Below are 25,456 nucleotides of genomic sequence, written 5' to 3'. Positions count from 1 at the left end.
ACCTATGAAAAAATTTTTATACAGTATCATTCTTTCCCTGCTCTTTTCCACGGCCGCCCTTGCGCAAGACGATGATGGGCCCGGCGGACAGGTACGGGAACGGATGACCGAATATATTCAGAAGAAGCTGGGCCTGAGCAAACGCGAAGCCGACCAGTTTGGACCCGTTTTTCTCAACTACTTCAACGACCTGCGCAAGACCACGCAGGACAACCGCGGCGACCAACTGGTGCTGCAGCAAAAGGTAGCCGAGCTGCGCCTCAACTACCGCGGACAGTTTAAAAATATTGTAGGCGATAAACGCAGCAACGACGTGTTCAAACATGAACGCGACTTTGTGGACGAGGTAAAACGAATGCGTGAAGAACGTGCAAGGGAGCGCACAAACAACCGACCCAACAATCGCCCAAATAAAAGAGGAAACGAGCCGTTGTAGAAAAACACTTTTTCCCCTATATTTGAAACTGGTGTTTTTCATAGGTTAGCAACGGCCGGCTCTTTTCAGGGCAGGCCTTTTTTTATGCCCGCACTTTTCTACAACACGTGATTTTGTTTTTGGTTGCGCTTGCACGTCATCACATATAAAATGCTCTTCCGGGTAAATAGCGCAGCAGCAATATTTTAGCCCAAATAAAGCGGTGACGATGCGCTACTCGCTATAACAGGCAATGGGCAACGCATAACTACAGCCACGCGGCGAATTCAATCTTTCACTTTCGCACAAACGGTCATCAGCATTTGTAAAAACATGCCTAACCCGCTGCACGAAGCATTTTTGTGATGTACGCAATCTGGCCCAGGTGGTAAATATCGTGCTGAACAATGCCGTGCAGCAAGTGCCTGAATGTATAATTGCGCCCCGCCACCAATTCATCGAGCAAACTATCTTCTAAGGTTTGCAATGTCCGCAGCAGTTCGGCTTGCGATGTTTCCAATTCTTGCAATCCTTTGGTAAAGGTATATTCCGAATCGGGTGCTGCAGGGCGCCAATCGGCCGTTTCAAAAAGCGACACATCCGGGCTACTGTTGGGTTGCAGCCGGCTGATTGTAAACTGCCGCCAGTTGGCCATATGCCAAACCAGTTGCGCAATGCTGTGCTGGCCCTGCGGTTGTTCGTATGCTTCCTCTTCAGTAATACCTGCCAGCAATTGTTGGGCAGGTTTGCCAAACCAGGGGTCGCCGGCCCAGGTATCTTTCAGTTGCTCCGCAATGATCTGTATTTCGCGGTTATTCATGGTTGTGGGTTTGTGGTTGGGTGAATACAATAATTGAATGGCGTAAAATTAAGCGCAGCCACCGTGCTGCTTTTTTCAAAATGATGAATGGCGACATTAAAGACCCGCTAACCAGCAGAGTTGTCATGCCGACGCATGTCGGCATCTACTTGTGCGGTAGTAGACACTGATAAAAGAAGGAGATGCCGAAACAAGTTCGGCATGACAGACACTATAGCTTTAAAATTATATCGCTTAAGCCAGAACATAGCACAACAACACTGTGCAGCAACAAAACCTACTACAACAAAAAAAGCCCGCGGCAACTGCCGCAGGCTTTCCATATTAATCATATTCAATCTAAATTTTCCTAGTTCTTCCTATTTCGACAGGTACATGCTCCGGTCTTTATACAACTGGCGGAAATAAGGATCCCTCAGGTCTTTAATGAAGCGGATGGCCTCGCCGGTCGATTTCATCTCAGGGCCCAGCTCTTTGTTTACGCCTGGAAACTTGTTGAACGAGAACACCGGTTCTTTGATGGCAAACCCGTTCAGTTTTTTCTCAAAGGTAAAATCGGTGAGCTTGGCAGCTCCCAACATGATCTTGGTGGCGATGTTGAGGTACGGGATATCGTACGCCTTGGCAATGAACGGCGTGGTACGCGATGCACGTGGGTTGGCTTCAATTACATACACTTTGCCGTCTTTAATGGCAAACTGGATGTTGATCAAACCTTTGATGTTGAGTGCCCGTGCAATTTTTTCGGCGTAGTATTCCATGGTGGTAACGGTGAGCGGCGGCAGGTTAAATGCCGGCAGCACCGCGTTGGAGTCGCCGCTGTGGATACCAGCCGGCTCAATATGCTCCATCACACCCATTACATGGAAATTCTCGCCGTCGAATAGGGCATCAATCTCGGCCTCCTGGCAGCGGTCCAGGAAATGGTCGATCAGGATTTTGTTGCCTGGAATGTGTTTGAGCAGGGAGATCACCGCTTTTTCCACTTCGTCGTCGTTGATCACAATCCGCATCCGCTGACCGCCCAATACATAGCTGGGGCGCACCAGCACGGGGTAGCCCACTTTGTTGGCCACGGCCACGGCTTCATCCACATCGTATGCAGTGCCGTACTCAGGGTACGGAATTTCCAGTTCTTTTAGTTTATCGGAAAAACGGCCGCGGTCTTCGGCCAGGTCCATGCTGTCGAACGAAGTTCCGATGATCTTGATGCCTTTCTCGGTCAGCTTTTCAGCCATTTTCAGGGCCGTTTGCCCACCCAGTTGCACAATCACGCCTTCGGGCTTTTCATGCTCAATGATCTCCCACAGGTGCTCCCAGAATACAGGCTCGAAGTAGAGCTTGTCGGCAATGTCGAAATCGGTGGAAACGGTTTCGGGGTTGCAGTTCACCATGATGGATTCATACCCGCATTCACGCACTGCCAGCAGGCCGTGCACACAGCAGTAGTCGAACTCAATGCCCTGCCCAATTCGGTTAGGACCCGAGCCCAGCACAATGATTTTCTTTTTATCCGTCACCTTGCTTTCATTAGCACCGCCTTCTTCAAACGTGCTATAGAAATATGGGGTTTTGGCGGCAAATTCCGCAGAGCAGGTATCTACCATTTTAAACACCCGGGTAATGCCTGCAGCTTTGCGCTTCTCGTACACTTCTTCCTCGTTGCCACCGCGGCTGATGCGGGCAATCTGGTCGTCGGAAAACCCATTGACCTTGGCTTCTTTCAGCAGGTCCATCGGGATGTCTTCAACGTAATATTTAGCCAGTTCCTTTTCAATGTTTACGATCTTTTGGATCTCGTACAGGAACCAGCGGTCGATGCCGTTCGTTACTTTGGAAATGGTTTTTACACTCACACCCAGCATCAGCGCATCTTTAATGCGGAATATGCGGTCCCATTTCGGTGTTTTGATGTACTCGATGAGCTCTTCGGCGTGCATCTGGCTTTTGCCATAATAGCCCAAACCAACGGCGTTGTTCTCCAGGCTCTGGCAGGCTTTCTGGATGGCTTCGGTAAACGAGCGGCCGATGCCCATCACTTCACCTACGCTTTTCATTTGCAGGCCCAGCGTATCGTTGGCACCTTTGAATTTATCAAAATTCCAGCGTGGAATTTTTACAATCACATAGTCCAGCGCGGGCTCGAAATAAGCCGAAGTGGTTTGAACAATCGGGTTGGTCAGCTCGTCCAGCGTGTAGCCAATGGCCAGTTTGGAAGCGATCTTGGCAATGGGGTAACCCGTGGCTTTGGAAGCCAGCGCCGAAGAGCGGCTTACGCGGGGGTTGATCTCGATAGCAATGATCTCTTCGGTATCGGGGTTGAGGGCAAACTGCACGTTACAGCCGCCGGCAAAATTGCCCAGGTCGCGCATCATCATGATGGCGGTGTTGCGCATTAATTGAAACGCGGTATCGCTCAGCGTCATGGCCGGCGCCACGGTGATGGAGTCGCCAGTGTGCACGCCCATGGGATCGAAGTTTTCTACCGTACAAATGATTACCACGTTGTCGGCGGCGTCGCGCAGCAGTTCCAGCTCGTATTCTTTCCAGCCCAGCACGGCCTGCTCCACCAGCACCTCGTGTATGGGCGATGCCTGGATGCCACGTTGCAAGGCTTCGTCGAGTTCCGAGGCATCGTGTACAAAACCGCCACCGGTACCACCCAGGGTAAACGAAGGGCGGATAACCAGCGGAAAACCGATTTCCTGTGCAAACTCTTTTCCTTCGAGGAAGGAGTTGGCCGTTTTTGCACGGGCCACCTGCACCCCCAGTTGAATCATCCACTGGCGAAACTTTTCGCGGTCTTCGGCTTTATCAATGGCTTTGATGTCCACACCGATCAGGCGTACGCCATATTTTTCCCAAATGCCCAGGTCCTCGGCTTCTTTGGCCAGGTTGAGGGCGGTTTGGCCTCCCATAGTGGGCAGCACGGCATCGATCTGGTTTTCTTCCAGGATCTGTTCAATACTTTCCACGGTCAGGGGCAACAGGTACACCCGGTCGGCCATCATGGGGTCAGTCATAATGGTGGCGGGGTTCGAGTTGATCAGGATCACTTTGATTCCTTCCTCGCGGAGGCTGCGGGCAGCCTGCGTACCGGAGTAATCGAATTCTGCGGCCTGCCCAATTACAATGGGACCGGAACCGATGATGAGCACTGTCTTTATGGAGTTGTCTTTAGGCATCAGCGTTGAAGAAATTTAACGGGTTCTAAAGTTCGAAAGTTCACCAGTTCACGGGTTCACAAGTTGTTGTGTATAGGGTTCAATAAAACGTTGAACCGCTGAACACCGGAACTTGCGAACGTTCCTTATTGGGCATAAAAAAACCGGGTTTATGCCCGGGGTGCAAAAGTAAGGGAAAAGAAAAACCAGCAGCATAGAAATTAAGGCATTCGCCAAACTTTATGGAAATGGCGCCGGGGGCAACTTTTTTGGCGCCTGTTTTTCCCCAATAATCAAACACACCTGTTGCTTAATATTGTGCTATGGGAAGCCGACCATTTTTCCGCTGCTTACAAATTACCGCTGGTCTTTTTTGGGTCCTGATCATTGCTAAGAGCATCGCAGGCTTCGTGATACCTGTTGGAATCACTTTGGCGTTCTTTGGATTGATGCTGTTGTTCATGACCCTTTCCCATTTCACGGAGCGGAAGTTGGCAGCTTACTATCCTTCACTGTTCATGGCCGCTTTAGTTGCCGCGGTGTTTGCCTGGATACACTTGGGGCAGGCGCAATAAAAAAGGGCCTTTCGGCCCATTTAATTACATCTGCGAAAAACCATCGGTTCCGCCGTTGTAGTTGCCGCCAGTAGCGCCGGCAGTTTGGTGGTGTTGGCCACCTTGCTTGCCATTGATCATGTCGCGAACATTTTGCGGAACATTGTCTTCATACACTTTCATTGCCTTTTGCTTCAGCTGATCTTTCTCGGCTGCGGTCATTTTGGAGTACTTATAATATCCAAAAGCAGCGGCGCCGGCCAGCAGCAGGGGGCCTAATCCAAGACGTGCCATAGTAATGCGGTTTAAAAAGGTTTATAAAATATGGTTAAGTCAGCCTTTAGGGGCTTGCATCATTACGTTATAAAATATCATACCGGATTAGGCAAACGGGTGGCCGGAAATGGTTGGGCGTAAAAAATATACTTTTGCTGGCCTTTGTTGGGCCCAATTGCCGCATTTGCCGGCGGGCCGCCCTAACCTGTGGAATAAAGATTGCTGCCCTTTATACACTTAAAAAAAATGTGATCCCTGATGAAGAATTGCAGCCGTGCCGCCATTGCCCTTTTTTGCCTACTGCTTTCCTGCCCTGTTTTTGCCCAAAACAAGTATCCACAAAATTACTTTCGGCACCCGCTGAATATACCCATGGAACTGGTGGCCAATTTTGGCGAACTCCGTTCCAACCACTGGCACATGGGGCTCGACATCCGCACCCAGCAACGCGAAAACCTGCAGGTGTTTGCATCGGCCGAAGGTTATGTGGCCAAAATAAAAATAGAGCCCGGCGGCTTTGGCCGTGCCCTTTACATCAATCATCCCAACGGGCTCACCACGCTGTATGCACACCTCAACGACTTTGCGCCGGCTATTGAGCAATGGGTGAAGGCAGAACAATATAAACGTCAGTCGTGGGCTGTGGAGCTGCAGGTGCCGCCCCAGCTTTTCCCGGTTACCAAAGGGCAGTTTATTGCTTACAGTGGCAACACCGGTGGCTCGCAGGGGCCGCATGTGCATTTCGAGATCAGGGACACCCGCACCGATAAATGCCTCAACCCGCTCTTATTTGGTTTTCCGCTGCCCGATGCGGTGCCACCCACCATCAGCAGGCTGGCCCTGTACGATCGCAACCGCAGCGTATACCACCAAACGCCGCAAGCTCTTTCGCTGAAAAAAACCGGTGCGTTTTTTAGCCTTGCTACAGGCGGCGTGTTGCGCAGCGCATCCAACCGCATTTCGTTTGCCCTTACGGCCATCGACCGATTTACCGGCTACACCAACCCCAATGGCGTGTATTGCGGCCGCATTTGGATGGACGATGTGCTGCAATCGGAGTTTGTGCTGGACAGTATTGATTACAACGAAACGCGGTACATGAATGCCCACACCGATTACCGCTACAAGGCCGTGGGCGGGCCATGGCTGCAGCACCTGAGCCGCATGCCCGGCGATACCACCAATGTTTACCACCGCACACCTGGCGATGGCGTGCTGTACCTGCAGGACACCGCTACACACCCGGTGCGCATTGAAGTGCTCGACGCCGCGGGCAACGCTACGGTGGTGCAGTTTTCGGTGCGCTACGATCCGCTGTTGCAAAAGCAGTACGGCACTGCCCCGGAGCAATTGGTACCCGGCGAAGTGAATGTATTTGAGCGGGATTCATTTGAACTGTACACGTCGGAATTTGCGCTGTACGATACGGTGAATGTGAGTTTTACCCAATCGAACGGTGGTGCCACTGGTGGCCTTTCGCCACTGTATACTTTTTTGAGCAGCAGCATTCCCACCCACGATTCGGTTACGGTGCGCATTCGGGTGCCGCAGCAGCTACCGGCGGCGCAGCTGAACAAACTGGTAATCAAAAGCGTTGCAGGTACCCGTACCGTGGTAGAAAAGCCACGGGTATTGGCCGGCTGGGCGGTTGCCAAGTTCCGGCAGTTTGGCACGTTCCAACTACTGGCCGATACCTTGCCTCCTACCCTTCCGGCTCCGGGCCCAGGTGCGGTTGTGGATGCCCGTAAGTTGAAGCGCATTTTGTTTACACCCAAAGACAATATGGATAAAATTGCATCATTTAGGGCCGAAGTAAACGGACAGTGGCTACGTTTCACCAACGATAAGGGCCGCACCTGGATCTACAATTTTGATGAAAAATTTCCAGCGGGCGAAAGCACACTTCGGGTAGCCGTTACCGATATTGCCGGCAATGAAACAGTGAAGGAGTGGCGGATTTTGCGGTAGCAAAATGTGATCAATGAATTTTGCAAACCGATATGGCTCAAAGAATCGCGATCACCCTTTTTGACTTTTGCCTTTTGAATTTTGACTTAAAATAAAAGACTATGGCTACAACACTTAAGGCTGGCGATGCGGCACCGCAGTTTACCGCAAAAGATCAGAATGGCATTGATGTATCGCTGAAGGATTTCCGCGGCAAAAAGTTGGTGCTTTACTTTTACCCGGCTGATGATACGCCAACCTGCACCCAGCAGGCTTGCAACCTGCGCGATAATTTTTCGGCGTTGAAAGCGCAGGGCTACGAAATTATTGGCGTGTCGCCGGATGATGTAGAAAGCCACAGCAAGTTTAAAAACAAATACCAACTGCCGTTTACGCTGCTTTCCGACCCCGACCGTAAGATCATTAATGCCTATGGTGTGTGGGGGCCGAAGCAAATGTTTGGCAATAAATACGACGGCTTGCACCGCACTACGTTTGTGATTGATGCAGATGGTGTGATTGAGAAAATATTGCAGCGGCCAAAGAGTAAGGAGCATGCAGCGGAGATTATGAAATAAAGCCGCGGTTTTATACTACTAGGCTATGAATTTGTGTTGTTGAATAAGTTCGGCATGACAACTCCGCTAAATCCGATTTTCTTTTGAAAACAGCTTGATGTTAAAATTCGTTTTTCTCCAGTTGTTGTAAAATAAAAAGGCCGCTTACAATGTAAGCGGCCTTTTTATAAACTATATCGTTTACCAATTAACGTTCGTAACCTGGGTTCTGAACGGTCAGCGGGTTGGCATCCAGTGCAGTTTGCGGGATGGGCAACAAGAAACGGAAATTGTTTGCGGGTAAAGTGGTAGCATTTGCGTTGGGCGCATCTGCTGCCAGACGGGTTATCGGCAGGCCGCGGCGCTTCAGGTCCCACAGGCGATGACCTTCAAAAGGCAGCTCGATAAAACGCTCAGCAATGATGGCATTGATGGCCTCGTCTTTCGAAGCGAAAGTAACAGCCGTATTGCCGGTAATACGGGCATTACGCAGTGCATTGTAATCGGCAGCAGCGCCGGCCAGATCGCCGTTCTCAGCTTTTGCTTCGGCACGGATCAGGATCATTTCACCGGTGCGGAATACTTTGGCATCAGCTACGTTCTCGCCAGGAGTGCCATAAGCAGTACCGGCATACTTGTTCACCAGGCGCGATACACGACCTGCAGCAGACAGCAGTGGCTCGTCTTTGATATAAGTGGTAAAACGAATGTCGTTGGTTTTGTCATACGCATTGTACAACTCATCCGAAGGCGACCAGGTTACGGTACCGATGGCAGAAGCACTTGCAGAAGTTGCATCATAGAGGCTACCAATACGGCCACCGATTGATGGCGTTCTGCTCAATTTAAAAGCAACTTCAGCCTTGTTTGCATCGGTCCAGATTCCAGGGAAATCGGCACGTGAAGCCAGCGGAATAGCGTTGATGTATTCGGTGCTGTAAGTGATGGCATCCTGCCAGTTGCGCATGTACAGTGCTACACGAGCCTGCAAACCGGAAACTGCCAGCTTATTTGCACGGTAAATGTCGGTCAGGTTATCAGGCAGCAGCGTTTTTGCTTCAGCCATGTCTGCCTTCATTTTCTCGTAATAAGGGCCCATGGTGATGCGGGCTACCGGCTTGATGGAAGGAACTTCCATGTAGGCCATAGCCAAACCAGCTGCATCATAGTTGCCGGCATAATAGCGGGCCAGCTCAAAATGACAGAAGGCACGCAGAAACAGGGCTTCGCCACGCAACTTTGCACGCAGGGCCTCATCGCCTGCACGCAGTGCTTCGGCAGTTGGCAGCGCCTGCAACACACGGTTGGCGCGGTCGATAATACGGTAGTACAATGAAATAGCAGTAAAGTTATCGCGAATGGTTACATCGGTTGATGCAAACTGCCACTCGTGAACCGTTGCTGAGTTGTAAAACTCGCCAACTTTTACTTCGTCAGACATTACCGAATTGAGCAAAATGCCCATTTCGGTATTCATGGCGGCATAAGCGCCAATGATTCCCTGCTCGTTGTTGTTTACCGTTTTCAGGGCAACGTCACCACCGATAAAATCGGTTTCCTCTATCTCAATCAATTTTCGGCAAGATGCTAGGGTCAGCAGCAACAAGCCGATGGATAATAAACGAAAATGCTTCATGCTAACTTATTTTTTCAATCCTCCCGGGCAACAGAACGCTGCTGCCCGGAGGATTATTTTGAATTAGAAGTTGATTTCGACACCGCCAACAAACATGGTTGGGTTGGGGTATTCGTTCAAGCTGATGTTGTTGTTGTCTTCAGGATCTACACCTCTCCATGGGCTCCAGATCGCCAGGTTCTGGCCTTGGAAATAAATCCGTGCTCCTTTGATGATTTTGTTGCCATTGCCAAAGTTGAAACCAGGCACCTGGTATGATACCAACAGGTTACGGAAGCGGAGAAACTTAGCATCTTCTAGGTCAGAAGAGGTAAAGTCACGGTCGTAAATAACGGCTTGGAATTCTGCAATGTCACCAGGTTTTTGCCACTGGTTGGTCAGCAACTCACGGGAACCGTTAACCGAAGCATGATAACCTGCAGTACCGCGGGTGATCCAGTTGCGGGTGTTGTTGCTGCGCACCACGTCAAATTGGTACGAGAACAAAGCACTTACACTGAAACGCTTGTAGCGGATGTCGGCGTTGAAACCACCAACATGTTTGGGCAGGTAGTTGCCAAACTTGGCGAAACGGCCGGCCTGGGCCAGGTTGTTGGTTGTTTTGCCATCGGCAGTTTCGTAAATGGGGCGGCCGGTTTGCGGATCAGCACCCAGGTAATTGAAGGTATAGTGCGAACCGTAAGACAAGCCTTCACGGATGATGAAAGTACCCGATACATATTCAAATACGCCACCAAGGTTTTCAATGGTGTTTTTGTTATATGCATGGTTGGCGCCCAGGGTCAGGGTAAAGTCGCGGCTGCGTACTACATCAACGTTTACAGTAGCTTCAATACCCTTGTTGCTCATTACACCAGCGTTGAGGTCCTGGCTTGCAAAACCAGATTCTGCAGGTAGGTTCTGGCGTACAAATAGGTCAACGGTTTTATTGTAATAGCCATCAACGGTGAATCGAGCACGGTTTTTCCAGAAACCGAAATCGAAACCAAGGTTGGCTTTACGCACATTCTCGATTTGATAATCGGGGTTGCCCGGAGAAGATGGAGCCAGGCCGGTAAGCGGAGATCCTGCATAGGTAGTAGTACCAAAGCCAGGAATCTGCGGACCGGTGTAGTTGGTGATGCTCGTTAAACCAGCCAATCCATATGTAAAGGTGGCCAAGCTTCCGATGTTGGGAACGATTCCGTAAGAACCACGAACACGCAGATCGGTCAGTACATTCTGGTTTGCCAGGAATTGCTCTTTCATTGCATTCCAGATAAAACCAGCCGACCATGTTGTGATCTGACGGTTATCATCGTTGGCAATGCGTGATGTACCATCGCGACGGATGTTAGCAGTTACAGTGTACCTGTCGTCATAGGTGTAACGACCGGTAGCAAAGTAAGAACGGATACCAAAGCCTGATTTGGCGCTGGTAGCGTTTTGTGGGTAAGTAGCAGCACCGTTGGTAGGCAGTGTGCCTGCACCCTGGCCGGTTTCGGTCAGGCGTGGATCGAGGTTATACAGAGTAAAACCATTGCCACGCTGATAACCACGTACCGCTTCAAAGTATGCACCTACTTCCACTTCGTGGATGTCGGCAAACTTCTTATTGAAAATAGCAGAAGAAGTGTTGATCAATTGAGCCGAACGGCGGCTGGCTTCACTGGCAATACCTGCCTGGAACGACTGCAGCGAACCGATATAAGAAGCCGGGTTTACATAACGGGTGTTGTAATCATAAGAAAGGTCAACACCAGATGTATTGCGCAGGTTCAGGAAAGGCAGCAACTCGTAGTTGAGGGTAAGACCAGCGTTCGATTTCAGCTGGTCCTGGCGCCACTGCGAGTTTTGGATACCTTCCAACAGATTACCTACCTGCTTCAGGGCCAGGTTGGTGCTGGCGCCAAAGTTTGGCGAGCCGTCAGCAAGGAAAGGATTCTCGTAAGGCTTGGCACGATACACCATCTGGAATGGGTTACGTGCACTGTTGCCCAGCCACTCACCTTCCGACAGGCGTGTTTGCGAATAACCAACAGTACCATTCAGGGCTACAGTCAGTTTATTGGTAGTGTGCTCAATATTGAAACGGGTGGTATAACGGGTAAGCGATGAACCACGGTCGATACCTTCCTGGTCGAAATAGCTACCGGAAAGGAAGAAACGGGTTTTGTCGCTGCCACCACTCAGGTTTATTTCATGTGTTTGCGAAGTTCCTTGGCGGAACAGGATGTCGCGCCAGTTGCTGTTGATACCGCGGAGGCTATCCAGGATAAAATTGTAACGTGCCTGGCTGGGTGCAAACGGGTTTGCATCGGTAGCAGGCAGGGTAGCGTTTGCCGGGTTCTTCAGCGAGTAGCGCCAGCCTGGAGTGGCTGTAGGCGCACCTTGCAAGCCCATGCGCTCTTCATATTCCAGGATCTCCGAAGAGTTCATCAGGTTGAGGCGGTCGAAGTTGGGAGGAGTAGTGATACCGTACTGGCCACGGTAAGTAATGTTGGTAGCACCTGCGCGGCCTTTTTTGGTAGTAATTACAATTACACCAGTACCGCCACGGGCACCATACAAAGCTGCAGCACTTGCATCTTTCAATACAGTGATTGACTCAAAGTCGTTGGGGTTGATCGACTGCATGTCGAACGAAGGCATCGGCACACCGTCGATAACATACAGCGGCTGCGCACCTGCACCCTGGATCGATTGTACACCACGGATGGTGATTTGTGCACTGGCACCAGGCTGGCCCGAACCAGAGTTTACCAGCATACCGGGAGCACGGCCCTGAAGCGCCTGGTCGAACGAACCAACCGGAACGTTCTCTACTACCTTGGCACTCAGTACGGTGGCAGCACCAGCAAACTGGCTGCGGCGTTCACGGGTGTAACCAGTGTTCACCACTACTTCCTGCAGGCTTTGTTCGGCAGCATTCAGGGTAACGTTCACCGTGGTTCTGTTACCGATGTTTACTTCCTGTTCGGCCAGGCCTACTGAGGTAACCAACAAAGTGCGGGTGTTTGGTCCAACTGAAATGGTGAACTTACCATCCGCATTGGTGGTAGTACCGGTGTTGGAGCCTTTTACTAGGATAGATGCGTTAGGGATGGGGTTACCCTTGTCATCTGTGATCGTACCGGAGATGGTACGGTTCTGTGCGAATAGCTGTACACAAACGAACAGCATACCCAGCACCAAGCAGAGCAGTTTTCTCATGTGATTGTGTTGTTTTTTGCCTGGATGGTTCGTCCTGATGAAATGCTAAAAATGCGGGGCATTTGTCAACATTTGCACCAAGTCTCATTTTCAAGACGGCGAATATATTTCTAAAAAAGACAAAACCCTTTGCTCATCAGGTTTTTTTTCACATTTATTTTTTTATAATCAAAATGCGGTTTGTTTAAAAAATATCTATTAAACCTGTTCTATCGTCGGTCAAATCCATCATTTATCCAAAAAAGGCTGCTATTTCGAATTATTTCTTCACTTGTAAATTTTGAAAAATCGCTGCCTATTTTCGGTTCATTTCTACAGATTTCTGAAGTGTGCTGTATAAATCCGACAGCCCATCGTTGGTTAACCATTGTTTTTGGCAGGCCATTTTTACCCATAAAAAAAGGCCACTGCAGAAGCAGCGGCCCACCATTAAAAGGCAGAGAAAACAAAACAGGTTTACCTAATTCTAGTTATCCTCCATCAATGGATTTAATAAAAGCTCAGTTGAAGAAATTGGCCATATATATTGCTGGCTATTGGGCTCTACAGCGGTAGTACCAGGCTTTGCCGGCAGGGCCAGGCCCAGGCGGGTCAGGTCGGTACCAGCGAGACCTTCGCCCAGCAGTTCAATGCGGCGCTCCGTAAGGATCAAATTGATTAGGGCATCGGCCGATGCCGGGGCAAATGTGGTAGTGGGATCCGAGCGGCGGCGTACTGCATTGAGCAGGTCCACAGCACGCTGATCCAATCCGTTTACCCGAGCCAAGGCTTCGCTCAGGTTGAGCAACACTTCGGCATAGCGAATCACCGGTGCAAAGTCAACGAATAAGCCGCTCTTATCGGCATATTTAGCCAGCCATGTTTTGCTGCCCACCACGGTAGTGAGTGCACGGCGTGCATCGGTAGCTTTCCAATCAGCATTACCAAGGATGCCGGCAGGATTCAGCGAATACTCACCGTTGCCGCCATTAAAGGCCGAAGGACCATAATAGTATCCCAGTTGGTTTTGCGTTCCCGGCGCTTCTGCCGATGAAAACGGCATCGACAAGATGTTTTCGTTGGTGGTAGATGCAACGCCAAACAAGGAAGCAAAAGCTGGCTCCAATGCATGGGGCACACCCGTTTCGGCACGGAACGGCGCAGCAGCACTTACAATTTTATTGGCTTCTGTAATCACATCTGCATAGCGGCGCATGCTCAGGAGCACCCGTGTTTTCAGGGCAATGGCTGTATTGCGGTGTGCACGGGTTGTATTGAGCACAGCAGATGAATAATTCAGCGGCAGGTTTTGCTCCGCAAAATTGAGGTCGTCCAGAATCTGGTTGTACACTTCGCCAACGGTGGCGCGGGCCAGTGCATAATCGCCAGAGCCGGTATTTCCTTTCAGGCGCAGCGGCACACCAGGCTTGCTGCCATTGCCATCCCAATAAGGACGTGCATACAGCTGCAGCAACGAGTAATAACTCATGGCCCGCAGCAGGCGTGCTTCGCCCTGGAAGTTTTTGCTCAAGGCTTCACCTACAACCGGTGTGCCTTTGCTGGCCATACCGTCCAAAAACACGTTGGCCAGGTTGATGACATAATATGCCCTTGACCAATGGTTTTGCACACTGTTGGTAGAGGAGTTGCTGGGTGTGTAGTTCCACACATCAAAGCCGGTAACCACGTTGGTGCGTTCGTTCAAAAAGTCGCCACCGCGGATGTCGTTGAAAATCTGGTAGCGCCCACCATACATGCCCGAGTTTTTAATGCTGGCATAAATGGCCCGTACTTGTCCTTCGATGCGCAACCGCGAATCAAAGGCAGAAGCCTCGGCAATGCTGTTGGTGGGTATCGGGTTGAGCCGGTCTTTTTCGCAGGCCGTTAGCTGCAGCAGCGCCGCTGCCGATGCTATATATAAAAAGCTTTTTTTCATTGTAATACTTTAGGGTTCTTTAATTATAAACCTACGTTCAAGCCAAATGTGATGGTGCGCTGGTTGGCAACGGTGTTACGGTCGATACCAAAGTTGGTAGTGCCGTTACCATTACTTGAAACCTCGGGATCAGGACCGGGGTAATCGGTGAAGATCAGCAGGTTATTGCCATTCACATAAAAACGCAGACTGCTCAGGCGGGCTTTGCTCACCAGGCTGCTGGGCAGGCTGTAGGCCAGCGTCAGGGTGCGTAGTTTGATGAAGTCGCCTTTGAACACATTCATGTCAAGCGGGAACGAAGAACCATTGGAAATGTTATCGCCAAAAATGGCTTTCGGAACGTCGGTTTGGTCACCGGCTTTTTGCCACCTTCTCAATACGTCGGTTGAGTTGTTCCAGAAACGCTGGTCGCGCAGACCGGCATTGGTACCAAAATAAATGTAGTTGCCGCCCTGGAAGGTAAACAAGGTACTGAGCTCAAAGTTTCCATAGCGGAAAGTGTTGTCGAATCCACCGTAAAACTTAGGCTGCGTGTTGCTGTGCACTACGGCATCGGCCGAGCTTACTGCAGGGGCAACCGAACCATCGGCATAAGCCCAACGTGGTTGACCAGCAGGTGCGATGTGCTGGAAGTACACTTCGCGGCCGGCTTTGTTGATAAAGATCCGGCGGCCAGTGGCGGGATCCACACCATTGGTGCGGGTTACAAACAGGGAAGCAATAGGCTCACCCACAACGGTGATGCTGGGGCTTTCCAAACCGCCGGTGGTACCAATTACGTTGGTGATGCCCGGTGCCAGTGCAGTTACTTCGTTTTTATTAAAGGAAATATTGAAGTTGGTATTCCAGGAAAACTTTTCGCGGTTGATTACCTGTGCACCCAGGTCAATCTCAACACCTTTGTTGTACATGGCACCAATGTTCTGTGGAATGTTGGTAGGCAAACCGGCAGAAGGCGGCTGCGGCACAAACAGCAGCAGGCCATCGATGTTGTTGCGGTAGTAGGTAACCTCACCGGTAATGCGGTCGTTCAGGAAACCAAAGTTCACCCCGATATCCAGCTTTTTGCTGGTTTCCCAGGTCAGGTCGTCGTTACCAGCCTGGTTAAAGGCCACGGTACCATTGCCGCCATACAAACCGGAACCAAAAGTAGACAGGGAAGCAAAGTTGCCCAAGCCACCAATGTTGCCCACTTTGCCATAGCTACCGCGCAGCCTGAAGCTGCTGAAAATGCGGTCGAGGCCGGCACCCTGCCAGAAATTCTCACGGGTAATTTCCCAACCCAATGATGCACCCCAGAAGGTACCATATTTGCTGTTGGCACCCAGTTGCGAAGCACCATCGCGGCGGAGGTTTCCAGAAAGGAAGTATTTGTTGTTGTACGTGTATTGAGCACGAGCAAACTCAGAGTAGAGGTAGCTTTCGCCAATAAACAAACCGGCATTGTTAGGAGTAGACCAGCCACCCTGGATGTTGGTAAAAGCAGGGTCGTTTACGCTGGTGCGCTGCAGGCCATAGCCCGAACCATCGGTTTTTTGCTCTTCCACACCCAGCAACAAGCTTGCGTAGTGTTTTTCTGCAAAAGTGTTCCGGAATTCGGCAGTGTTCGTCCAAACAGTGCTTTTGTTTTTACCCAGCTGGCTCAGGGCTAAGCCATTGGATGCAAAACCTTCACCGGAAATAGGGCTCCAGTAAATTTCGTTGTCGGTCCAGATGTTGTCAATGCCATAAGCCGAACGCAGGGTCATCCACTCAAACGGCTTTAATTGTACATAAGCATTGGTCAAAATGCGCTGGTTCACCGCGTTACTGCGGTTTTGATCCAACTGGATTACCGGGTTGTTGAAACCCACCTGGCCTTGCAGGTTGTTCATCACACCAATGAGGGCGCCGGAGTAGTTGTAAGAACCATCGTTGTTGTATGGCGAAATGTTCGGCGCAGTTACCAGGGGCACACGGCCCAGGCCTGCAGTAGAAAATGCATCGCCCAATGCACCCGAGCTGGTAGCGGCCAGGTTATCTTCATTGGAGTACTGCACTTTACCACCCACACTCAATACTTTACCTACACGGTGGTCGAGGTTGGCCAACAGGCTCAGGCGCTTGAAGTCGTTGCGCTTGATAATACCCTGCTGGTTGGTAAAACCACCCGAGAAATAATAAGAGGTAGCATCGCTGGCACCGGAAACGCTCAGCGTGTTGCTGTGCTGCACACCCTGGCGGTATACGTAATCGTACCAGTTGGTGTTAATGGGCTGTCCATCGGGGCCGTTGGTGAGCCTGAACTGGTTGGTAGCGCTAAACGTACCTGCATTGCGCAGGGCTTCGTTTTTATAATCTGTGTATTGGAATGCATCGAGCAACTCGGGCAGGCGCTGCACGTTGCTGAAACCAACCCAGCTATCCAGCGTTACACGGGCACGGCCCGATTTGCCTTTTTTAGTAGTTACAAACACTACACCGTTGGCAGCACGGCTACCATAAATGGCGGTAGCGGCAGCGTCTTTTGCAATGTCGATGCTTTCAATGTCGTTGGGGTTGATGCTGGCCAACACGTTGCTGGCAGCGTTGGTGGCGCTTACGTCGCCGGTAAATGTGGGCACACCGTCAATTACTACCAGCGGGTAAGACGACAGTGAAATAGAGTTGGTACCACGTACCCGGATTACCGGGGGCTGGTTCAGCACACCACTTGGAATGGTGATTTGCACACCGGCTGCGCGGCCACCCAGTGCCTGCTCAAAGCTTTGTACCGGCTTGTTGGCAATTTCACCGCCTTTGATGGTAGCAATGTTGCCGGTAACATCACGCCGGCGTTGGGTACCGTACCCCACCACTACCACCTCGTCGAGGCTGCGGTCGGCAGGTTGCAAGCTAACATTGAACGAAGTGTTGGTGCCAATGGTCAGTTCCTGCGCGGTGCGGCCTACCGAGGAAAACACAAGTATCCGGGCATTGGCCGGTACACTGAGTGTAAATGTGCCATCGGGGCCCGAAACGGTACCCTGATTGGAGCCACGAACCTGAACTGAAACATTGGGAAGCGGGTTGCCCCGGTCATCGGTAACCGTACCAGAGACGGTGCGGGTCTGCGCTAAAAGCAGGAGGGAATGGCATAGCAATGCCACCAGCATAAATAGCAGTTTTCTCATGTGCATTCAATTGTTTAGTTACACCTAATTGACATCTGCCATGGTACAACTGCTGCATCCGGATGATAAACACAGGCGCAATACCCTATGCACGAATAAACCGTTGGGCATGCAAGTTGGTGGCAGAACGCACATCAACTTGCTGCTTTTGATCCGGAAACAGAAGGAGTACACGGGGCAGCGATCAGATGACCAATTTACAACTCAACAACACATTTTCCATCAAAATGTTAATTATTTTTTATTTTTTGAAAAACTAATAAGAAGCGCCGGCAGCAACACAAGGTTGGTAATAGTGGCCACTACCAGCGTTAGCGAGGTGAGCCAACCCAACGCCTGCGTACCGCCAAACCCGCTGAAGCAAAAAATCACAAAACCCGCCACCAGCACGATGGAAGTGTAAATAATGCTCAGGCCCGTGGAGTGAATGGTTTGCACCACGGTTTCTTTGGGTGATTTTCCGGCTTGCAGGTCTTGTTTATAATTGACCAGGAAACGAATGGTAATATCGATGGCAATGCCCAGCGCCACGCTGAAAATAAGTACCGTGGAAGGTTTCAGCGGCACGCCGACCCAGCCCATAACACCAGCGGTAATCACCAATGGCACCAGGTTGGGTATGAGTGAACACAGTAAAATGCGCCCCGAACGGAACAGGTACAACATACAAAGCGCAATGAGCAAAAACGCCCAGAAAATGCTTTCCTTCAGTCCTTCGATGATAAAAGTGGTGCCTTCCAAAAATGTAACCGAAGTGCCGGTGAGGGACACTTTATACCGCGAAGAATCGAAGAGCTGGGAAGTGCGCTGTTCAATACTGTCGAGGATCAGCGGCAGTTGTGCACTGCCCACATCCTGCATGTTTACCGAAATACGGGCCACCTGCCGGGTACTGTCCATAAACGAAGCCACCAGTTTGCCCAGCGATGCTCCCTGCGCATCGCTTCCACCCTTCATGGACAAGTAAGGCTGCAAAGCAGGCAGGTCGTACTCAGAGGGTACCGAGTAGTTGACGCTGTCACCTTCAAAAAAGGCCTGTTTTACAAACTTCAATCCTTCTACAAAAGAAATGGGTTTACCGATATATGGCTTGGCTGCCAAAAACTGCGTTAGCGAATCAATACCATTAACGGTGCGCAGCATGCCTTTGCGGATGCCGTTTTTTTCTTTTGTATCGATGGTTATTTCCAACGGCATCACGCCGCGGAAATGTGTTTCAAAAAACTTCAGGTCAGTAACCAAGCGGTCGGTAGCGGGCAGGTCATCTACAATGTATCCCACGCTTTTTAACCGGAAAATGCCCATAACAGCAGCCACCAGCAACACGGCCGTAGCGGCATAAATCAATTTGCGGTGGTTGAGCGACCAGCGCTCCAGCCGGTCCAGCCAGCGCTGCAGGCCACGGTTATCAAGGTAGCGCACATGCTGTTCTTTGGGTGGCTGCATCAGGCTCAGCACTGCCGGAATCAGGATGAGCGAGATAAAGAACAGCATCATGATGTTGATGCCGGCCACGGCACCAAACTCTTTCAGGATGGCGCTTTCGGTAAGGGCAAACACCGCAAAGCCAATGGCCGCGGCAATATTGCAAAACAGGGTAACCACGCCCATTTTTGCAATCATCTGCACAATGGCTTTTTCGCGGTTGCCGGTACTTCGGTAAGCCGTGTGGTATTTATTTAGAAAATAAATGCAGTTGGGTATGCCGATGACCACCACCAGCGGGGCAATCAGCGCTGTTAACAGCGTAATGCGGTAGCCCATCAGCTCGAGGGTGCCAAAGCTCCAGATAACGCCAATGACCACCACCGCCAGCGAAAGCAGCATGGCACTGAACGACCGGAAAAACAAAAAGAGAATAATGGCCGACAGCGCAATGGAGCCAAACGTAAACCATTTCATTTCGGCCGAAATGCGGTCGGCCAGCACGGTGCGGATCAGCGGCAGGCCGCTCAGGTGCACTTCCATGTTCTGTTTGCTGCCAAATGCTTCGGCTTCTTTGGTAATAGCGTTTACAATTTCGGAGCGGGCTTTAGAGGCCAGCAACTGGCGGTTGATGCGCACCCCCATCAGGTAAGCCTTAGAGTCGGGGTTATAGAGCAGGCCCTGGTAAAAAGGCAGGTTTAAAAACACATCACGGGTACTGTCAATTTCAGCTTGCGTTAGCGTGCCTTCGGGGAAAATGGCCGCGGCCTGCAGCTTTTCGGTTTCCCAGTTTTTTACCAAGTTAACAGCGCCGGGCACCGACAGGATATCTTCTACCCCTTTTACCGCTTTTATTTTTTGCTGCAGCAGGCGGTAATCGTTGAATACTTTTTCGGTAAAAAACCGGTCGGTTTCTATGCCAATCACCAGCATGTTGCCATCCTCGCCAAAGCGCTGCTTGAACTGCTGGTAGGTTTGGTATTTGGGGTTATCGGTTGGAATGGCTTTAGCAAACTCGTAGCTGAGTTTTACTTTGCTGGCCTGCCAGCCCATAAGACCGGTAAGCACCAACAAAATTGCCAGCAAAATCATTCGATTGCGCAACACCCAGCCGCCTAAAGCTTGCCACATAGAAAAAGGAATTAGGTGGGCAAAAATAGGAACCGCAGATTTGTATGGTTTAAAATGATTTTTTGGAGCTGGCGCATCGCTTTAAATGCACCGCGATTTATCGGCGTATGAGTAGTGGCTCGCTATTTTTGTACAATGCCAGTTAAGCTGTCATCAATTGGAGCAATTGGGAGAACATTGGTTCGATCCCTTTTTTGAAAAAATCACTTTAATCTTTCTACACCACACAAATCCGCGGTTTTGATTGCAAAAACAAAAGGCATTGTACTGCGCTCCGTGAAGTTTGGCGAAACCAGTTTGGTGGTAAACATATACACCGAACTGTTTGGGCTGCAATCGTACCTGGTAAATGGCGTACGCACCGCCAACCGCCGTGGTAGCGCCAAAGCGGCCTTTTTTCAGCCCGCATCCCTGCTCGAGCTGGTGGTATACCACAACGATTTCAACAACCTGCAGCGCATCCGCGAGTTTAAGTGGGCGGTGTTGTACAACGCCATTCTTTCGGATGTGATCAAAAACGCGGTGGCGGCTTTTATGATCGAGCTGCTGAGCAAATGCGTGAAGGAACCGGAGGCCAACCCCGACCTGTTTTATTTTGTGGAAGATGTGCTGCTGCACCTCGATGAAGCATCACCGCAGGCTACGGCCAATTTTCCGCTGTTTTATGCCCTGCACCTGGCTTATTTCTTTGGCTTCCGCATTGGCGATGAATATTCGGAAGAAAATTCTTACCTCGACCTGCAGGAAGGCGTGTTTGTGCCGGTACAACCGCGCCACCAGTTTTACCTGCACGACCGCGAAGCGGAAGTAACCTCGCATATTTTAAAAGCACAGCACCCCTCCGAGCTGGAAGACCTGCACCTGAACCAGGAATTCAGGCGGCGCCTGCTGCAGGCCTACGAGCAATATTATGTGCTGCACCTGCCGGAGTTTGGCGCCCTTAAATCGCTACCGGTGCTAAGGGAGATGATGGGGTAAAAAACAAAATATCGAACAGACGAACAAGGAACATCGAACCGAAGAAGTTGATCAGCCAATGTATATTGAACATCAATAAACATTCTTATCTGACTTCGACATTCATCTGTTCCTTGTTCGTCGGTTCGATATTCTTTTAAAGCACTTCTGCCAATTTCTTCGACAGGTCTTCGCCGCGCAGGTTTTCGGCAACCACCACGCCTTCTGGGTTTACCAGCACATTGTACGGAATGCCTTCAATGTTGTACATCGGCACCACGGCGCTTTCCCAAAATTTCAGGTCGCTGGCGTGTGTCCAAGCAAGGCCGTCGGCTTTAATAGCTTCTTCCCACTGGTCTTTTTGTCCGGGCCGGTCAAGCGATACGCCTAGCACCGTAAAGTTTTTGTTTTTAAATGCATGAAATGCCTTTACCACGTTGGGGTTTTCCATGCGGCAGGGGCGGCACCAGCTGGCCCAGAAATCGACCAGCACCCATTTGCCTTTAAAAGAAGAAAGCGAAACGGGCTGGCCGTTCAAACCGGGCAGGGTAAAATCAGGCGCGGGTTTGTTGAGCAGCGATGCAGCGCCTGCCTGCGGTGTGCCAGCGGGCTGTTGCAGGCTTTTGTTGATCTGCGCCAAAGCTTCGTGCTTTGGATGCGCAGCCGAAGCCTTGCCAATCATGGCTTTTATTTCGTCCGGCGAAAAAGGCTCCACGCCCAGCGCCGGGTTTTGCGACATGCTTTGGTACGATCCCAGCGCGAACACCGTCAGCGAGGGGCTTTTGCTTTTGCCGATAAAATCGGCGGTATAGTTTTTCAGGTCCGTGATCTTGAGGCTGCGTTGCGCCAGGCGCAGGTTTACCAGCGAATCGGAACTGCCGGTTTGCTGCATGCTGTCGATGGAGCGGCCTTCGTTGAACAAGGCACCCAGTTTTTCGCCGGAGGTAAAAAAGTAGCTGCGCAATGCCTCGCTGGCGTCGGAGCCTTTTACTGTATATACATCTTTTGAAGTAGGATCGATGTTGATGGTAATGTCCGACTCATCGTTGATAACGGTAGCCACAGGGTACTCCTGGTTGTTGAGGCGCAGGTTGTACACCGATTCGCCTTTCGACAAGGCGCTCAGTTCGTATTTGCCGTCCTTATCCACCGTAGCCGAATCAACGAGCACCGGTGCACCGTTGTTCAGCGGCGTTTCTTCGAGGTACACTGTTTTGGCACTGGTGTTTTTTATGGTACCCGAAACGGTAAAACTGCCCTGGCCCGACTCTTTACAACCGGCCAGCAACAGGATAAAAGCAGGAACAAAGATTTTTTTCATGAATCGATTTTTGGAATTGAACCACGGAGACACAAAGGCACAAAGCACCACGAAGTAAAACCGTGCTCCTCTGTGTTCGCCGTATCTCCGTGGTTTAAAACTGCTGCAAACTACAGCAAGCGGTTAAAATATGGCTTTGGCAAAAGCCCGAATTAACGGGTCTTTACCAGAAATTAAGCCTTTAGTTTTTCGGTAAATTTTTCAGTGATCAGTTGTGCATCGGCTTTGCCGCGGGCCATGCGCATGGCTTCGCCCACAAAAAATCCGATGAGGCCTTTCTTGCCTTTGCGAAACTCGGCCACTTTCTGCGGATGCTTGTCCAGCACGGCCTGCACCCACTCTTCCACTTCGCCCTTATTTTCCGTAAGCAATAAATTATTGGCCGCTAAAAACTGGTCCACATCCAGCGCACCCTGCTCAAATAAGGCCGGCAGCACTTGTTGTACCGCCATGCCGTGGGTGGTCTTTTTTGCCTCAATGGCATTGACCAGCGCAGCCATCGATGTGGGTTCTATTTGTAAATCATCCGATGATAATTCCTGCTCCGTCATCCGGTTGCGAATGGGGTTTAGCACCCAATTGGCCACCGCTTTTGCGTGGGTGGTGTGTGCACAGGCGGCGCGGAAAAGTCCTTCCAGGCCGGTGTCGGCAGCCAGCGCTTTTGCATCGTATTCGGGCAAACTAAACTCCGACATCAGGGCTTCAACCCGCTGTTTTCGGCTGGGCGGCATCGTTAGCCTGATGCTGTCGATCATTTCATCGGTAATAGAAAAAGGCGGCAGATCAGGGTCGGCAAAATAGCGGTAATCGTCGGCATCTTCCTTGGTGCGGATAGCGTATGTGGTGTTGGTTACTTCGTCGTAGCCACGGGTTTGCTGCAGCACGGTGCCGCCGCTTTCAATCAGCGCAATCAAGCGTTCTCGTTCCACTTCAATGGCTTTGCGAATAAAGCGCACCGAGTTGAGGTTTTTGATTTCCACCTTGGTGCCCAGTTCCTGTTCGCCCCATTTGCGCACCGAAATATTCACGTCGCAGCGCAGGCGCCCCTGCTCCATATTGCCATCGCATACATTGAGGTAGCGCAGCAGGCTGCGCAACTCGGATACATACGCATACGCCTCGGCACTGCTGCGGATATCGGGCTCTGTTACAATCTCGAGCAGCGGGATGCCGGCACGGTTAAAATCCAGCCCGGTATAGTTTTCAGAAGCATCGTGCACACTTTTACCGGCGTCTTCCTCCATATGAATGCGGTTGAGCCGGATGGTTTTCACCGCTCCGCCCACTTCCACATCGAGATGGCCGCCCTGGCAAATGGGTGCGGTGTGCTGCGAAATCTGGTAGCCTTTGGGCAGGTCGGGATAAAAATAATTTTTTCGGGCAAAATAGTTGTGCCGCACAATGGTGCAATTGAGTGCCAATCCCAGTTTAATGGCCAGCTGTATGGCTTCGCGGTTCATTACCGGCAGCGTGCCGGGGTGCGCCAGCGATACAACGCTAACCTGCGTGTTGGGCGCTTCGCCAAACAAGGTGCTGTCGGCACAAAAAAGCTTGCTTTGTGTGGTCAGTTGGGCGTGTACTTCAAGGCCCACCACCATTTCATAATTTTTATCCGCACTCATGGGCGGCAAAGATAGAGAAATTGAAGGCCGGCACCGGTTTTAGCAAAACTGGCGCTGGCAGCGAACAGCACATTGCACCAACAAAAAACCCGCGGCATCACTGCTGCGGGTTTTTATATATCCAACTCAAGCTTGTTACAGGTCGGCTGTTTTCAGTTTTTTGGGTGTTTTTATTTCCACGGTCTGCTCTTTGCCATTGCGCAGCATCTTTATTTTGTTCGATGCGTTCTCGCGGTTCTTGGCCAGTTCGCGGCGCATTTCGGTTACATCGTTTACAGCTACATCGTTGAAATGGGTGATGATGTCGCCTTCTTTAACGCCGGCTTTTGCGGCAGCGCCATCTTCTTCTACTTCTTTTACGGCTACGCCTTTTCCATTTTCAGTGTCTTGGATGGAAATGCCCAGGCGTGGACGCCCACCGGCAACCGACAGGTTGAAATCGCGAAAATCAAACGACTCGTTGGGGCCAAAAGGCGCTACACGACCGGGCACCATCACCCTGAAATTGTCGCCGTTGGCATTGATGCGCAGGCCTTTCCACTGGCTTAGTTCGGCAGTGGTTTTTTGCTCTTTGCCATCGCGCAGGTAAGTAATGGCAACTTTATCGCCGGGTTTGCGTTTGCGTACCTCGGTGGTTACGTCGCTGGCATCATCAATTTTGGCATCGCCAATGCGGGTAATTACATCGCCTGCTTTCAGGCCGGCCTTTTCGGCACCACTGCCCAAGTTCACGCTGGTAACCAGCGCACCCTTTTCATCTTCGGATGTCATTACACCCAGCATGGCGCGGGTGGAGTCTTCTGAGAAAAAGGTAAATGCATCTTCATTCATGCGGAAGTTGAAGTTGTTGCCGGCACGGGGCGGCATAGGCGGCTGTCCCGGGGCCATTACCAGCGCATCCACATCGCGGAGGCGGTGGCGCTGCACCGACACAGCCCCTTTCAGTTCCTTCACGTTTTTACCATTTACCGTAATTGCCTCTCCGTTGATCTCGATCACGGTTTTTTCGTTGCGGTCGCCGGTGCGGGTAATAATGATCTGTTCGCCTTCCTTACGGGCCAGCGCCTTTTCTTTTTTAGCCAACTCTTTTTCTTTGTTGGCCAGTTCTTTTTCGCGCTTCACCAGGTCATTGTCATTCTGGGCCAAAGCCGCTGTGGGCACGGACAGCACCAGCATACCGGCAATAAATAGGTATGGGTTAAAAACACGTTTCATAAGTTGATATTTTATCTACGTTAAATTTCGTAGTTCAAATATAATGAGGTTTTCCAAAATACGAAGCTTTTCGCAAATGTTAAAATAGGCGGTCCGGGATGTGTGGGAATGCGGACGGATGGAGGGTGAGAAAAGGGCGGTGGGAATGGGAAAATGT

At 50.8% G+C, this 25,456-nt stretch carries 16 protein-coding genes; 5 read left to right on the top strand and 11 right to left on the bottom strand.

Features of this window, described 5'->3' with window-relative positions; translation table 11 throughout:
* Positions 1-4 precede the first annotated feature (4 nt).
* On the top strand, positions 5-436 hold the full coding sequence (locus DRJ53_RS10890) for a hypothetical protein (protein WP_114235665.1): 432 nt from the start codon (positions 5-7) through the stop codon (positions 434-436).
* A 316-nt stretch (positions 437-752) separates the two neighbouring features.
* Here DRJ53_RS10890 and DRJ53_RS10885 read toward each other — a convergent pair whose 3' ends face one another.
* Positions 753-1,235: a DinB family protein gene (locus tag DRJ53_RS10885; protein ID WP_114235664.1), complete on the bottom strand. Its 483-nt coding sequence runs from the start codon at positions 1,233-1,235 to the stop codon at positions 753-755.
* A gap of 359 nt (positions 1,236-1,594) precedes the next feature.
* The gene (gene carB / locus DRJ53_RS10880; RefSeq protein WP_114235663.1) at positions 1,595-4,420 is read right to left on the bottom strand and encodes a carbamoyl-phosphate synthase large subunit; all 2,826 of its coding nucleotides are present in this window, start codon (positions 4,418-4,420) and stop codon (positions 1,595-1,597) included.
* Between the two features lie 302 nt (positions 4,421-4,722).
* Here carB and DRJ53_RS10870 point away from each other — a divergent pair, with 302 nt between their 5' ends.
* A complete protein-coding gene (locus DRJ53_RS10870) occupies positions 4,723-4,974 on the top strand; it encodes a hypothetical protein (protein ID WP_114235661.1) in 252 nt (83 codons plus the stop codon).
* Between the two features lie 24 nt (positions 4,975-4,998).
* On the opposite strand, the gene DRJ53_RS10865 is transcribed toward DRJ53_RS10870, so the two are convergent.
* A complete protein-coding gene (locus DRJ53_RS10865; protein ID WP_114235660.1) occupies positions 4,999-5,247 on the bottom strand; it encodes a hypothetical protein in 249 nt (82 codons plus the stop codon).
* A gap of 240 nt (positions 5,248-5,487) precedes the next feature.
* Here DRJ53_RS10865 and DRJ53_RS10860 point away from each other — a divergent pair, with 240 nt between their 5' ends.
* Together DRJ53_RS10860 and bcp are read left to right on the top strand one after the other, a co-directional pair.
* The gene (locus tag DRJ53_RS10860) at positions 5,488-7,197 is read left to right on the top strand and encodes a peptidoglycan DD-metalloendopeptidase family protein (protein WP_114235659.1); all 1,710 of its coding nucleotides are present in this window, start codon (positions 5,488-5,490) and stop codon (positions 7,195-7,197) included.
* Between the two features lie 101 nt (positions 7,198-7,298).
* Complete coding sequence (gene bcp / locus DRJ53_RS10855) at positions 7,299-7,754, top strand: thioredoxin-dependent thiol peroxidase (protein ID WP_114235658.1); 456 nt, start codon at positions 7,299-7,301, stop codon at positions 7,752-7,754.
* A gap of 187 nt (positions 7,755-7,941) precedes the next feature.
* On the opposite strand, the gene DRJ53_RS10850 is transcribed toward bcp, so the two are convergent.
* The 5 genes from DRJ53_RS10850 to DRJ53_RS10830 form a co-directional block, all read right to left on the bottom strand.
* On the bottom strand, positions 7,942-9,369 hold the full coding sequence (locus DRJ53_RS10850) for a RagB/SusD family nutrient uptake outer membrane protein (protein WP_114235657.1): 1,428 nt from the start codon (positions 9,367-9,369) through the stop codon (positions 7,942-7,944).
* Between the two features lie 63 nt (positions 9,370-9,432).
* Positions 9,433-12,561, bottom strand: coding sequence for a SusC/RagA family TonB-linked outer membrane protein (locus DRJ53_RS10845; RefSeq protein ID WP_114235656.1), 3,129 nt, complete (start codon positions 12,559-12,561; stop codon positions 9,433-9,435).
* Between the two features lie 466 nt (positions 12,562-13,027).
* On the bottom strand, positions 13,028-14,476 hold the full coding sequence (locus DRJ53_RS10840) for a RagB/SusD family nutrient uptake outer membrane protein (protein ID WP_114235655.1): 1,449 nt from the start codon (positions 14,474-14,476) through the stop codon (positions 13,028-13,030).
* A 23-nt stretch (positions 14,477-14,499) separates the two neighbouring features.
* Positions 14,500-17,628 (bottom strand): SusC/RagA family TonB-linked outer membrane protein, encoded by a 3,129-nt coding sequence (locus tag DRJ53_RS10835; RefSeq protein ID WP_114235654.1) that lies wholly within the window; start codon positions 17,626-17,628, stop codon positions 14,500-14,502.
* 234 nt (positions 17,629-17,862) lie between these two features.
* A complete protein-coding gene (locus DRJ53_RS10830) occupies positions 17,863-20,184 on the bottom strand; it encodes an efflux RND transporter permease subunit (protein WP_114235653.1) in 2,322 nt (773 codons plus the stop codon).
* Between the two features lie 240 nt (positions 20,185-20,424).
* Between DRJ53_RS10830 and recO the strand changes: the two genes are divergently transcribed.
* A complete protein-coding gene (recO, locus tag DRJ53_RS10825; RefSeq protein ID WP_114235652.1) occupies positions 20,425-21,162 on the top strand; it encodes a DNA repair protein RecO in 738 nt (245 codons plus the stop codon).
* A 136-nt stretch (positions 21,163-21,298) separates the two neighbouring features.
* Here the strand turns inward: recO and DRJ53_RS10820 are convergent, their stop codons facing one another.
* The 3 genes from DRJ53_RS10820 to DRJ53_RS10810 all read right to left on the bottom strand — a co-directional run bounded on the left by DRJ53_RS10820 (position 21,299) and on the right by DRJ53_RS10810 (position 25,299).
* A complete protein-coding gene (locus DRJ53_RS10820; RefSeq protein WP_114235651.1) occupies positions 21,299-22,462 on the bottom strand; it encodes a TlpA disulfide reductase family protein in 1,164 nt (387 codons plus the stop codon).
* 173 nt (positions 22,463-22,635) lie between these two features.
* Complete coding sequence (gene gatB / locus DRJ53_RS10815) at positions 22,636-24,084, bottom strand: Asp-tRNA(Asn)/Glu-tRNA(Gln) amidotransferase subunit GatB (protein ID WP_114235650.1); 1,449 nt, start codon at positions 24,082-24,084, stop codon at positions 22,636-22,638.
* A gap of 135 nt (positions 24,085-24,219) precedes the next feature.
* Positions 24,220-25,299, bottom strand: coding sequence for a PDZ domain-containing protein (locus DRJ53_RS10810; RefSeq protein WP_114235649.1), 1,080 nt, complete (start codon positions 25,297-25,299; stop codon positions 24,220-24,222).
* Positions 25,300-25,456 lie beyond the last annotated feature (157 nt).

The organism is Paracnuella aquatica, assembly GCF_003332885.2.
GTDB lineage: Bacteria > Bacteroidota > Bacteroidia > Chitinophagales > Chitinophagaceae > Flavisolibacter > Flavisolibacter aquaticus.
The sequence above is the reverse complement of the archived record's forward strand: the minus strand, read 5'-3'. Positions and strand labels throughout refer to the sequence as shown.